This is a genomic window from Stenotrophomonas sp. NPDC077659 (assembly GCF_050268705.1).
Classification (GTDB): domain Bacteria; phylum Pseudomonadota; class Gammaproteobacteria; order Xanthomonadales; family Xanthomonadaceae; genus Stenotrophomonas.
The window spans coordinates 1-11,575 of the sequence record NZ_JBNNHG010000103.1 but is presented as its reverse complement, the minus strand read 5'-3'; the positions used below and the strand labels follow the sequence as shown (position 1 = coordinate 11,575).

At 68.3% G+C, this 11,575-nt stretch carries 10 protein-coding genes; 4 read left to right on the top strand and 6 right to left on the bottom strand.

Annotation, left to right across the window (positions count from 1 at the left end; genetic code table 11):
• Positions 1-301: 301 nt before the first annotated feature.
• Positions 302-1,174: a LysR family transcriptional regulator gene (locus ACQKDV_RS13990; RefSeq protein ID WP_427784430.1), complete on the bottom strand. Its 873-nt coding sequence runs from the start codon at positions 1,172-1,174 to the stop codon at positions 302-304.
• 96 nt (positions 1,175-1,270) lie between these two features.
• Here ACQKDV_RS13990 and ACQKDV_RS13985 point away from each other — a divergent pair, with 96 nt between their 5' ends.
• A complete protein-coding gene (locus tag ACQKDV_RS13985; RefSeq protein ID WP_427784428.1) occupies positions 1,271-1,873 on the top strand; it encodes a short chain dehydrogenase in 603 nt (200 codons plus the stop codon).
• A 46-nt stretch (positions 1,874-1,919) separates the two neighbouring features.
• Here ACQKDV_RS13985 and soxR read toward each other — a convergent pair whose 3' ends face one another.
• Positions 1,920-2,354, bottom strand: coding sequence for a redox-sensitive transcriptional activator SoxR (gene soxR, locus ACQKDV_RS13980; RefSeq protein ID WP_427784426.1), 435 nt, complete (start codon positions 2,352-2,354; stop codon positions 1,920-1,922).
• A 29-nt stretch (positions 2,355-2,383) separates the two neighbouring features.
• Here soxR and ACQKDV_RS13975 point away from each other — a divergent pair, with 29 nt between their 5' ends.
• A complete protein-coding gene (locus ACQKDV_RS13975; protein WP_427784425.1) occupies positions 2,384-3,805 on the top strand; it encodes an MFS transporter in 1,422 nt (473 codons plus the stop codon).
• A gap of 145 nt (positions 3,806-3,950) precedes the next feature.
• On the opposite strand, the gene ACQKDV_RS13970 is transcribed toward ACQKDV_RS13975, so the two are convergent.
• Positions 3,951-5,969: an esterase/lipase family protein gene (locus ACQKDV_RS13970; RefSeq protein WP_427784423.1), complete on the bottom strand. Its 2,019-nt coding sequence runs from the start codon at positions 5,967-5,969 to the stop codon at positions 3,951-3,953.
• A complete protein-coding gene (locus tag ACQKDV_RS13965; protein WP_427784435.1) occupies positions 5,966-6,943 on the bottom strand; it encodes a DUF4105 domain-containing protein in 978 nt (325 codons plus the stop codon). The genes ACQKDV_RS13970 and ACQKDV_RS13965 overlap by 4 nt, the downstream gene beginning before the upstream one ends.
• 172 nt (positions 6,944-7,115) lie before the next feature.
• Here ACQKDV_RS13965 and ACQKDV_RS13960 point away from each other — a divergent pair, with 172 nt between their 5' ends.
• A complete protein-coding gene (locus ACQKDV_RS13960) occupies positions 7,116-7,520 on the top strand; it encodes a GFA family protein (RefSeq protein ID WP_427784421.1) in 405 nt (134 codons plus the stop codon).
• Positions 7,521-7,530: 10 nt separating this feature from the next.
• On the opposite strand, the gene ACQKDV_RS13955 is transcribed toward ACQKDV_RS13960, so the two are convergent.
• The gene (locus ACQKDV_RS13955) at positions 7,531-7,704 is read right to left on the bottom strand and encodes a hypothetical protein (RefSeq protein WP_427784419.1); all 174 of its coding nucleotides are present in this window, start codon (positions 7,702-7,704) and stop codon (positions 7,531-7,533) included.
• Positions 7,705-7,906: 202 nt separating this feature from the next.
• On the opposite strand from ACQKDV_RS13955, the gene ACQKDV_RS13950 reads away from it, so the two are divergent.
• Positions 7,907-8,029 carry a hypothetical protein gene (locus ACQKDV_RS13950; protein ID WP_427784418.1) on the top strand — a complete coding sequence of 41 codons (123 nt, stop codon included), beginning with the start codon at positions 7,907-7,909 and terminating at the stop codon, positions 8,027-8,029.
• Positions 8,030-8,847: 818 nt separating this feature from the next.
• Here ACQKDV_RS13950 and ACQKDV_RS13945 read toward each other — a convergent pair.
• Positions 8,848-11,538 (bottom strand): protein kinase domain-containing protein, encoded by a 2,691-nt coding sequence (locus ACQKDV_RS13945; protein ID WP_427784417.1) that lies wholly within the window; start codon positions 11,536-11,538, stop codon positions 8,848-8,850.
• Between the last annotated feature and the right edge of the window lie 37 nt (positions 11,539-11,575).

Genomic DNA, 11,575 nt, shown 5'->3' with positions numbered 1-11,575 from the left:
GGTAGATCCACGCCATGCGTGGATGCAGCCTTCCCGGTACACCGGCACGCCGGCATCGACGCATGGCGTCGATCTACTGACCGCCGCATCGGCGCGTGGCCCCGGTCCACCAACCACCGGTAGATCCACGCCATGCGTGGATGCAGCCTTCCCGGTACACCGGCACGCCGGCATCGACGCATGGTGTCGATCTACTGACCGCCGCATCGACGCGTGGCCCCGGTCCACCAACCACCAGTAGATCCACGCCATGCGTGGATGGAGCCTTCCCGGCACGCCGGCATCGACGCATGGCGTCGATCTACCCCACGTGCTGCAGCACGTACTCCACGAAGCACTGCAGCCGCGGACGTGGCCGCCGGTCCGGCAGGTAGATCAGGTGCATCGGCCGTGGCGCGGGTACATGGTCGCGCAACAGCGGTTTCAAACGTCCGGCCGCGATGTCGGCGGCCAACAGCGCCGTCGGCTGCAGGATCAGGCCCGCACCGGCCACCGCCGCTTCGCGCAGCGCATAGCCATCATTGCTCGCCAGCCGCGCATCCCAGTCCACCTGTTCACCATTGGCCAACTGCCAACCATGGCCGCCACGCCATGCCAGATGGCTCAGGCAGTCGTGCCCGGCCAGATCAGCCGGCGTGTGCGGCGTCCCCCGTCGGCGCAGATAGGCCGGCGACGCACACAGGCTCATCGCATAGGGCGGCAGCGGACGCGCCACCAGTTCCTGCGAGGGCAACGGCCCAACCCGGATCGCCGCATCGAAGCCGTCCTCGATCAGATCCACGCAACGGTTGCTGAGGTCCAGTTCGATGTTCAGCAGCGGCTGCGCACGCAGCAGGCCCGACAGTAACGGCGCCAACACGCAGCTGCCCCAGGTGGTGGGAGCACTGATGCGCAGCAGGCCCTGCGGCTGGCGTTGCAGCCCGGCGACATCAGCCTCGGCCTGCTGAACCTGTTCCAGTACCTGCCGGCAGCCGGACAGGTAGGCCGAGCCAGCTTCGGTCAGGCGCTGATGGCGGGTGTTCCGCTGCAGCAACGCAGTGCCCAGGTGCGCTTCCAGTTGCTGGATGTACTTGCCGACCATCACTGCGGAGACCTGCAACTGCACCGCTGCCGCGGAAAAGCTGCCGTGCTCGGTCACGGCCACGAAGGCCTGCATGCAACGAAGCGTATCCATTGCCAACCCCTGGTTAGGAATATGCAAATCATACGCCGCTTACCGAACCTGTGGCCGACAGCGCAGACTGCAGTCCTTCCCTTCGAGGACGCCACGATGAAGATCCTGCTTGTCGGTGCCAGCGGCACCCTCGGCCAAGCGGTCGCCCGCCACCTTGGCCAGCACCACGAGATTCTCGCCGCCGGCCGCCACAGTGGCGCGCTGCGCGTGGATCTGGCCGACGATGCCAGCGTCTCGGCACTGTTCGCCCAGACCGGCCCCGTCGATGCGGTCATCTCCACCACCGGCAACGTGCATTTCGGCCCGCTGCAGACCATGACCGCCGCCCAGTTCAACAGCGGCCTGCAGGACAAGCTGCTCGGCCAGGTGCGGTTGGCGCTGGCGGCACAGCATCATCTGAACCCGGGCGGCTCGATCACCCTCACCACGGGCATCATCAGCGCCCAGCCGATCCGCGACGGCGTCAACGCCACCGCGGTCAACCAGGCGTTGGAAGGTTTCGTGCGTGCTGCCGCGCTGGAACTGCTGCCACGCGGGCTGCGCATCAACGCGGTAAGCCCGAACGTGCTGGCCGAATCGCTGGATTCCTACGGCCCTTATTTCCCAGGCTTCGAAGCCGTGCCCGCGCATCGCGCGGCGCTGGCCTTCCAGCGCGCAGTGGAAGGCATCCAGAGCGGCGAGACCCTCACCGTCTGGTAATTGCTGCAACCGCCGCCGGGCATGGCCCGGCGCTACCGGGGGCGACTCAGCCCCAGCGCATGGCGCCATCGCCACGCTCGCCGAGCACGTCGTCGGGATTTGCCAGGCGGCAGCGCTTCAGCGACAGGCAGCCGCAGCCGATGCAGCCGGTCAGCTCATCGCGCAGCAGCTGCAGCATGTGGATGCGTTCTTCCAGCTCCTGCTGCCAGCACGCGGACAGCCGCGCCCAGTCGGCCTTGGTCGGCGCGCGGCCCTGCGGCAGGGTCCCGAACGCGCGTGCCACCGCTTCCAGCGGCATGCCCACCCGCTGTGCAACGCGGATCACCGCCAGCCGGCGCAGCACGTCGCGCGCATAACGGCGCTGGTTGCCTGCCGTGCGCAGGCTGCTGATCAGTCCCTTGCGCTCATAGAAATGCAACGCGGACACCGCAACGCCGCTGCGGCGGGCCACCTCGCCCACGCTAAGTTCCTGCTCCTGCATTGCTTGACCTCAACCATGGTTCAGGTGTCATGCTGCGGTCTTCGCCGCCGGATGACAAGCGCGGCCCGAGTCTTTGCCTCCTCATGAATACCCCCACCGTGACACCGGCGACGGCGACGTCCGCTCACGATTCCATCCTCTCCCCCGCCCACCGCAGTACCACCCTCGGCATGGTCGTGCTGGTCGCCCTGCTCGCCTTCGAAGCGCTGGCCGTGGCCGCTGCCATGCCCACCGTGGCCGAAGCGCTGGACGGCCTTCGCCTGTATGCGCTGGCGTTCGGCGGCACGCTGGCCACCAGCGTGGTGGGCATGACCGTGGCCGGGCGCTGGACCGACCGCAGCGGCCCGGCGCGGCCGTTGTGGTGGGGCCTGGCCTGCTTCGTGCTGGGCCTGCTGCTGGCCGGGCTGGCCACCCGCATGGGCATGCTGGTGGCCGGGCGGCTGCTGCAGGGCCTGGGCAGCGGCGCGATCTCGGTCGCGCTGTACGTGATGGTCGGCCGCAACTACCCCGAGCCGCTGCGACCGAAGGTGTTCGCCGCGTTCTCCGCCGGGTGGGTGGTGCCGTCGATGGTGGGGCCAGCGCTGAGCGGCATGATCGTGCAGCACCTGGGCTGGCGCTGGGTGTTCCTGATCGTGCCGCTGCTGGCGATCCCCGCGGCATTGATGCTGCGCTCGGCGCTGGCCCGGCAGGAACACGTTGAAACCCGCAACGAGGATGGCGACAACGCGGTCGTACGCTGGGCCGCCGGTGCATCGCTGGCGGCGCTGCTGCTGTATTTCGGTGGACAGCAGCAGGGCGTGCTGGCAATGGCCTGCATGGGCGCGGCCGTGGTTGGCCTGCTGCTGTGCGGGCACCGCCTGTTGCCGCCGGGCACGCTGCACCTGCGCCGCGGTCTGCCCAGCGTGATTGCGCTGCGTGGCGTCGCCGCCGCAGCCTTCTTCGCCTGCGAGGCGTACCTGCCGCTGCTGCTGCAGCGCGAACGTGGCCTGTCGCCGAGCGGGGCCGGCGCGGTGCTGAGCCTGGGCGCGCTGGGCTGGTTCAGCGGTTCCTGGCTGCAGGGCCACCAGCAGCGCGGTTGGTCACGGCAGCAGTTGCTGCGCGTGGGCACGGTGCTGATGACTCTCGGCATCATCGCCACATTGGCCGTGCTGTTCAATGCCGTGCCGCTGCCCATCGCACTGCTCGGCTGGACCCTCACCGGCTTCGGCATGGGCATGATCTACGCCAGCCTGTCGGTGCTCACGCTGTCGCTCTCCGCGCCGCGGGAACAGGGCCGCAACAGTTCGGCCCTGCAGCTGAGCGAGGCACTGTGCGTGGCCACGGCGCTGGCCCTATCCGGTGCGCTGTTCGCACTGTTCGTCGAACAGGCACCGCACACCGGTTATGTGTTGTGCCTGGCGATCACCGTCGGCCTTGCCGTGTTGGCTACGGTGGTGGCGCGACGGGTGTAGGCAGCCGCAATGCGGGATTGCCGGCCAGCCGTCGGCAATCCCAGGTGTCGGTCTTCACGGGCCCTGGCCGCATTACGGTAGTGGCGGCCGCTGGCCGGCAACCGATATGCAGGGACGTTCCGGAACGGCCGGCCAGCGGCCGGCACTACCGGGTTCCGGTCCCCACCTCGTCGATGTCCCGGTGCAGGATGCGCCTGACTTCCAGCACCGCCTGCGGGCTTTCCTGCACGCTGTGCCCGGAAATGATCACCTTCTCCGACTGTGCACCGGGCAGGTGCGCGCTCCAGTACGGCACCAGTCCATCATCGGATTTTTCCAGTGGCAGTTCCGGTTTGCGCTGGGCGATGATCGAGTGGTACTTCACGCCCGGCGCGATCGGCAGCTGCGCGGCGGCCCTCACGAACGGGTCGCTGGCCTTGAGGTTGTCGATGCTGTTGGGGATTTTCGGCTTTGCGGTGCCGTCGACCTGCTGCTCGGCCTGCGCCAACGCCAGGAACACATCCTCGAACTTGCCCAGGATGGTCAGCGGCAGACGCACCAGCCGGCCGATCAGACGGCCGACCTTGTTGCCGGCGATATCGGTGCCCTGGTGCGGGGCGGCGATGAAGATCGCGCGCTCCACGTTCGGCTGCGCGTTGAAGTGCAACAGCGGCCCCAGCCTGCTCTGCACGCGCTTCAGCCGCTCGCCCTTCAGGTCGTAGCTGGCCAGCAGGTCGTTCCACAGCACATCGCCCGAATCGCTGACCAGCAGCCGCGCCAGCACGCCGCCCATGCTGTGGCCGATGTACACCATGTCCTTCGATGCACGCGTGCTGCCGCTGGGGTCGAAGTGCTTCAACGTGTCGTTGAACGCGGTCGCGATCTGGTAGCGGTTCAGGGCGATGGGGGCATTGGTGGGGTAATAGACCTGCCATACCTGGAACTGGCGGCGCAGCCCCGGGTCGCCCATGATCTCATTGGCCAGGTTCACCCAGGCCTCCGGGCTGCTGGCCAGGCCGTGCAGCATGAAGATGATGCGGCGGTTCGGGTCCCATGGCTGCATCAGGTAGATGTGCGGCTCGCCAATGCCCTCGCTGAGGCCGAACAACGTGCGCAACGACTGCGTGGCAAAGCCGCTCTGCGCCAGCCACAGGCCGTAGGCCGCGGTGAAGTTGCCCGCCAGCGGAACGTGTTCGCCATGCAGGGTGATGCGCTCGGTCGCTTCCGGCGAATAGGCATCCAGCTCGACCCGCCGCGTACGCATCACATCGTCCAGACTGTCACCCTGGAAGCGCAGCAGTGCGGTGACATTGATCGCAGACATCTCGCTGAATTCGGGCACGCCGTCGTCGTGCCGATGGCGGCGGCCGCGCGCCGCGTCACCCTCATCCTGTGGCGCCTCGGCCTTGGGGCCATCGTCAGCCACCACCGGCACCACCAGCTTCGGCGGCTCCATCACCATCACCAGCTCGGCACCGAAGCCATCGCGGCGGTAGGTGCTGCGCAGCCCGACGAAGCTGACCGTGCCAGCCGGCACCAGCTGCGAGGGGATGCTCTTCAGCGCCAGTTGCTGGTAGTTCGCCGCAAGCGTCCAGCTGCCGGCGGACATCGGCTGCGTATAATCCTCGCCAGCCAGCGCCGCTGCACGGGCACGTGCGAACAGTACCACGGCAGCTTTTTCCGCCGCGTAGTTGTAGTAATCGCGTACCTGCGTCTGCCGGTCCTCGAACGCGCGGTCCGAAGGCGAGCGGCCACTGAAAAACAGATAGGCGTAGCCGTAACGCGCGGCTTCCAGCCACGCATCGAGTGCGGCATCGCTCATCGGCGGCTCGCCGGCGGCGTGCTTCTTCGGGGTCAACGCCAGAGCCGCCTTCACCCACAGTTCGGACAGCGTCGACAACCGCTGCTCGACGTTGAGGTCATCGGTCATCAACAGCGTGCTGCGGCACACCAGGAAGTCTTTCTCGCACTGCGATTCGTCCAGGCCGGCGGCACTGAGCGTCTCGCGCGAGGCCGGGCTGAGCTTGCCGGTGTTGAGTACGTCGGCACGCTTGTTCACCAGCGAATCGCTGGACGCCACCTGCTTGACGGTAACCATCGCACAGCCGCTGCCACCCAGCAGGACGAGCGCAGCCAGCAGCGCCGGCAGCACGCGCTGCCAGCGGATCGGGAAAACCACGGTCATTGCTGCGGGTCCTGCTCGGTGCCGGGAATGCCACGGCGGATGACGGCGGAATAGTTTTCGCCCGCGGCCATGTGCAGCGCGCGTTCGGTGATGCGGCCCTTGGCATGCAGTTCGGCATACGGCACGCCGGGCACCAGTCCGCCGACCTCCTGTGCGTACTCGGCCAGGTAGCCGGACAGCAGCAGGCGGTAGTCCATCGGCAGGCCGGGGGCGATATGCCGGGCCAAATCGAAGACAATGGTGGTGCAATTGCTGGTGGCCGTGTTGTAGAACGCCGGCGCAGCGTCCAACTGCTTCGCCTCATCGAGGTAGGCGGCGAACAGCGCCTTCAGCTGGCTGCGGTCCAGTCCATGCAGGCGGTACAGGTAGACATCCTCGCCACGCGCATTGGTGCGCGTGCGCAGGATGTCCGTCTCCTCTGCGGCAACCAGGGTCATCTCGAAGCGGCGGAAGAAGCCGCCCAGCGCCGAGAAGGATTCGCCCTGCTCCTTGCGGATCTCCAGCGAGAACACCAGGTGGCGGCCATCGTCGAAACCGAACGACACCAAGGTGTGGGCAATGGCTGGGCCCATCCAGTAGGACAGCACCAGATCGGCCGAGCGCAGTTGATCCAGGTCGTATTCGCGGCGGACCCAGCGTGCGTCGTAGTCGGTCTCGGTGCGCCAGGTGAAGTCGCGCACGTTTTCCAGCACCACGTGCCGGCCGTCGAAAGATGCCACGTGCAGGCGCTGGGCCACGTCATCAGCCCAGTCACGGTCCTGGCGCGGAGTCAGAAGCAGCCACCACACGCCGGCCAGCACCACCGAGGCAAGGTAGAAAACGCTCCAGCGGCGGCTGCGCCTGCCGCGTGCCACCGTCCAGGCCGCGCACAATGCTGCCAGCAGCCACAGCATGGCCACGCCCGCCGACAACCAACCGGGACCCGGCAGCTGGTAGGCGAACAGACCGGCCATCCACAGCGCCAGCAGCGCCATGGCACATCCTTTCATCCAACGTCCTGCGCCGTTCATGTGCATCCGGTCGTGATCGGGGGCGGCATAGTTAGCCACAATCCGGCCAACGCTGGCATCATAGCCCCCATTCAGCAATGGCCCGGGCCGGTTGCACCGGCGCATACTGGCATGCTCACCACACCCGGAAACCGCGATGGGAATCACCTCCGTAGCCGGCGTCGCCGTACAGCCCCGGCACCGCGCCACCTGCCATTGCGGCACCGTCGAACTGCTGCTGGACCTGCCCGAGGGCATCGTCGAGCCGCGCCGCTGCGACTGCTCGATGTGCCGCCGCCGCGGTGCCATCGCTGCCAGCGTCAGCCGCGAGGGGCTGCAGGTGGTGCGTGGCCAGGACCATCTGCGCCTGTACCAGTTCAACACCCACGTGGCTGAGCACTACTTCTGCGGCATCTGCGGCGTCTACACCCATCACCGGCGTCGCTCCAACCCCGACCAGTACGGTTACAACGTCGCCTGCCTGGACGGCATCGATCCCTTCGCACTGGGGGTCATCCCGGTCAACGACGGGGTCAACCATCCGGCTGACCGGGCCGGCTGAAGCGCAGCACCTAGTGGCGGGTGCGGCGCGTGACCGGAGCGACCTTCTGCCACGGGGCCATGCCGCTGCGGCCTGCCCGTGCAGGGCGCTTCAACCAGGGCCTGCGCGGCGGCGGCGCCGGTTCGACGGCCATCGGCGGCGGCAGCGGACGGCGGCTGGGCCAGAGATGATCAAGCAGCCACATGGCAGATCTCCGTGGGGGACGGGGATGACCGACTCTAGGCCTCGGCCGGCATAGACCGCGTGATCCCGCCGCGACACCTGAGTGACACCGCGCACCCACGCTACAGCTCAGGCAGTGTCGCGCAGCCCGCTGTGCATCGGGCTGCCCTTCATCGGCGACCACGTGCTGCTGCCGGTGCTGGCCGACTCCAGCCGGGAAGCGCATGCTGGCCGTGCTGCCGCGGCAGCACGGCCAGTTCTCGCTGGTATGGCCAGGCAAACGGCAACCGAGCGCTCGCCTGCGGGTGTTCATCGACTACCTGGTCGAGCACCTGTTCCAGACGTGATGAAAGGGGAGAAGTGCACCGCCCGCCGCCATTCCCCAGATGAGGTGCGCTCCGCCGGGGCAGAGCTGCGGCCCTCACACCCGCGCAGGTACGCGGACGGGCGGCGGGCGATGCGGGTTGGCGTACCGGCAACTCTGGAGCGGACCGGCGGATCGCGATGATCCCCACGCATCACCCGCCACGGACCAGCGGATCGCGTCATCCGGAAGCGTCCCTCCTGGACCTTTTCCGGACACGCGCCAGAGTTGTTTATGGGACGCCAATCCCAGCCGGCCACGACAGCCGGCAAGGGCATGCTGATCGCGTGCGCCGACATTGACTGTAGGGCTTGTCCGCAACTATCGATCAGGAATCTACGGTTTGCCTGCACGAGGGGCTGAAACCCTTGTCACACGGCACCCGCGCACTCGCGCTCGGAGGTGCCATGCGGCTGCTTTCAGCCGCGATAGCGACCGATGGGACGCCGCACGATGGCGAACACGACATGCGTTACTGAGAGGCCATCCCCGCTGGGTACCGGCCACCCGCTCACGCGCCATGGTCGCCACGGCTGATGCGCGACACGCGTCAGCCGCCGTGCAAGGTGAATCGCCCGCTGTCGCCCCATACCGCGAAGCGCACCGCGACGATGGACGCTCACAGGCGCGAACACCGCCACTCCCACGCCTTGCCGTAGACTCTGGTGAAGCGGTGCAGCAGCCCACCGCTGCCGCGCATTGCCGGGCGGCGGGCGTGTTGTTCATTGCTCATGTTGCCTTCCCCTGGATCCATGCAGTGCAGATGCCTGACATGCAACAACCAGAGAAAGCCGGCGGAACCTATCGCGCCCGGGCGACCTTGCCATGGCTGGCCAGCTGCATTTCCAACGCGGCCGCCCGCAGCAGAAACTCCGAATGCGGCGACAGACCTGCCAACTGTGGCCCGGCACGCTGCAGCTGGGCCGCTGCGGCGGCCGCGTTGCCGGCGCTGAACAGGCTCTCGGCATAAGGAATGCGCCACTTCGCCGTGGCGGTGGAATCGGCACCGTAGAAGCGTTCGAAGGTCGCCACCACCGTGGCCCAGCGGTCGGCGGCATCTGCGGCGCCACCGCGCTGGGCCAGCAGCGCGGTCTGCATCTGCTGCCGCAGCGCCAGGCTGGGCACCGGCGTGGGATGCTGCCGGTCGAATGCGGCCAACGCTTGGCGTGCCTGCGCGAACCGGCCGGCGCGGGTCAACCACTCCACCTCCACCAGCTCCAGGGTGACCAGCTGCTGCGAATCAGCGGCCAGGGTGCGCCGCCACACCGTGCCGACCTCGCGCAGCAGCGGTTCGGCCTCGGCCGTCCGGTCCGCACGCATCAGCAGCCGTGCCAGCACCATCTGCACGTCCAGGCTGCGCGGATGCTGCGGGCCCAGCAGGCGCTGGTGCAGGGCCAGCGTCTGCCGGTAGCCCTGCTCGGCCAGAGCCAGATCGCCGCGCGCTTCCTCCATGATCGCCCGGCCATACAGGATGCCGGCGTAGGCCAGGCTGTCGGCACCGTCCACCCGCCTGCTGGTGGCAATGGCCGCGTCGAAGTGCTGCTGCGATTCGCCATAGCGGCCCAGGTCGAGGTACTGGCCTGCCAGCGCCGCTTCGGCTGCAGCCGTGTAGCTGCTGTCGATGCCGAACAGCTGCCGGGTGATGACGAATGTCTGCTCGGCCAGCCGCATCGCTTCATCGGCACGGCCCTGCGCCAGCAGCGTGTAGACCAGCGAATGCAGCACGCGCAACCGCGCGGGCCCATGCCGCGATGACGTCTCGCCACCGATGGCCGCCGCCTCGCGCAGCGTCTTTTCGGACGCCTGCAGCTTGCCCTGCGACCGGTACAGGGTGCCCAGATTGGCCAGCGTGGTCATCCGCGCGGCATCGAACGCGGCGCCCTGACCACGCGGGGCCAGCGCCAACGCTTCGGCATAGGCCGCACTGGCCTCATCAAAGTGCTCGCGGCTGGCGTGGGCGCGGCCAACGACATTGAGCAGATCGACGCGCACGCCGATGTCATCGTCCTTGGCCAGCAGTGCCAGCCCGCGTTGCGCGCCGGCCAAGGCAGCATCCTGCTGGCCTTCCTCCACCAGCAGCAGCGCCAGGGCGGCTTCCACCGCGGCGATCTCGTGTGCCGGGGCACCGGCATCGCGCAGCCCCTGCGCCGCCCCCTGCAGCAGTGCACCACCTTCGCGCGGCTGCCCGAGGTTGCGGTAGGCACGGCCCAGCGCGGCCTGCAGCCGTGCGCGTACCAGCGGTGATGCGGAAAGATCCTGCTGGATACGCAATGCACCCAGGTCCAGCACCTCGCGCGCGGTCATCGGCCGGTCGCCCCGGATACCGGGCTCGGCCGAATCAAAGGCCGCCACCAGGACATCGGCGATGCTCGCCGCGGCCGCCGCATTTTCTTCAGCGCGCGCACGGGCATCACCGATGCGCTGCACGAAACCCACCGCAACCACCAGCGCGCAGACCACCAATGTGGTGGCGCGCCACTGCCGGCGCAGGAACAGGCGCGCCCGTTGCAGGCGGCCCGTACGCCGCGCGCGCACCGGACGGTGCTGCTGGAAGCGGACCACATCCTCGGCCAGCGCATCCACCGATGCATAGCGATCACCCGCCACCGGCGCGCACGCGCGTGCCACCACCGCCAGCAGGTCGGCATGCCGGCCCACGGCAGCGCCGCCCAGCGCCAGCAGCTCGTCCAGCATCACGCCGAGGCTGTAGATGTCATCGGCCACGGCGGCCGGCCGGCCCGACCGTCGTTCCGGGCTGGTGTAACGGGGCGTGGCATAGGCCGCCGCCTCGCTGCTGCCATTGTCGAGCAGCCGCGAGATGCCGAAATCCAGCAGCACCGGTTCATCATCACTGCGCACCAGCACATTGGCCGGCTTGATGTCGCAGTGGATCACGCCTTGTGCATGGGCAGCCTGCACCGCACGGCAGACCTTGCAGAACATACCCAGCACCCGCGCCAGCGTGATGTCGGGCGCGCGGCACGCTTCATCCAGCCGCTGCCCATCGATGAACTCCATCACCAGGTAGGGCTGGTCGGCTGCGGCGCGGCCCACGTCGTACAGGCGGGCGATGTTGGGATGCTGCAGATCGGCCAGGATCTGGCTCTCGGCCTGCAGCCGGCGCGCCAATGCGGGATCGAAACTGCGCCGCATGACCTTGATCGCCACCTGGCGACGGTAGAGCTGGTCAGCGCGCTCGGCCAGGAATACCCGCCCCATGCCACCGGCCGCAAGCAGGCGCACCAGACGCCACGGCCCGATCAGCTCACCCACCTGCGTGCCCTCTTCATCCAGCGAGGCAAGCACGGTATCGATCGACCGCTGCATGCCACCCAATGCCTGGGTCTGTGCGCGCAGCAGCGCCAGCGTCTCGTGCACCAGTGCCGCATCGCTGGTCAGCGCCAGCAGCTGGATTTCCCATTGCGGCTCGGGCAGTTCGCAGACCGAATCGAACAGCGCGCGGACCGCGCCCCAGTCGACTGCATCGCTCATCCGCCAGCGCCCCCTGCCAGCGTGCCCCCCAGGTGGC

Bases quoted from the DNA above. Each gene is read 5' to 3' on its own strand.
- ACQKDV_RS13990 (WP_427784430.1), bottom strand. From the start codon at position 1,174: ATGGATACGCTTCGTTGCATGCAGGCCTTCGTGGCCGTGACCGAGCAC.
- ACQKDV_RS13985 (WP_427784428.1), top strand. From the start codon at position 1,271: ATGAAGATCCTGCTTGTCGGTGCCAGCGGCACCCTCGGCCAAGCGGTC.
- soxR (WP_427784426.1), bottom strand. From the start codon at position 2,354: ATGCAGGAGCAGGAACTTAGCGTGGGCGAGGTGGCCCGCCGCAGCGGC.
- ACQKDV_RS13975 (WP_427784425.1), top strand. From the start codon at position 2,384: ATGCTGCGGTCTTCGCCGCCGGATGACAAGCGCGGCCCGAGTCTTTGC.
- ACQKDV_RS13970 (WP_427784423.1), bottom strand. From the start codon at position 5,969: ATGACCGTGGTTTTCCCGATCCGCTGGCAGCGCGTGCTGCCGGCGCTG.
- ACQKDV_RS13965 (WP_427784435.1), bottom strand. From the start codon at position 6,943: ATGGCGCTGCTGGCGCTGTGGATGGCCGGTCTGTTCGCCTACCAGCTG.
- ACQKDV_RS13960 (WP_427784421.1), top strand. From the start codon at position 7,116: ATGGGAATCACCTCCGTAGCCGGCGTCGCCGTACAGCCCCGGCACCGC.
- ACQKDV_RS13955 (WP_427784419.1), bottom strand. From the start codon at position 7,704: ATGTGGCTGCTTGATCATCTCTGGCCCAGCCGCCGTCCGCTGCCGCCG.
- ACQKDV_RS13950 (WP_427784418.1), top strand. From the start codon at position 7,907: ATGCTGGCCGTGCTGCCGCGGCAGCACGGCCAGTTCTCGCTGGTATGG.
- ACQKDV_RS13945 (WP_427784417.1), bottom strand. From the start codon at position 11,538: ATGAGCGATGCAGTCGACTGGGGCGCGGTCCGCGCGCTGTTCGATTCG.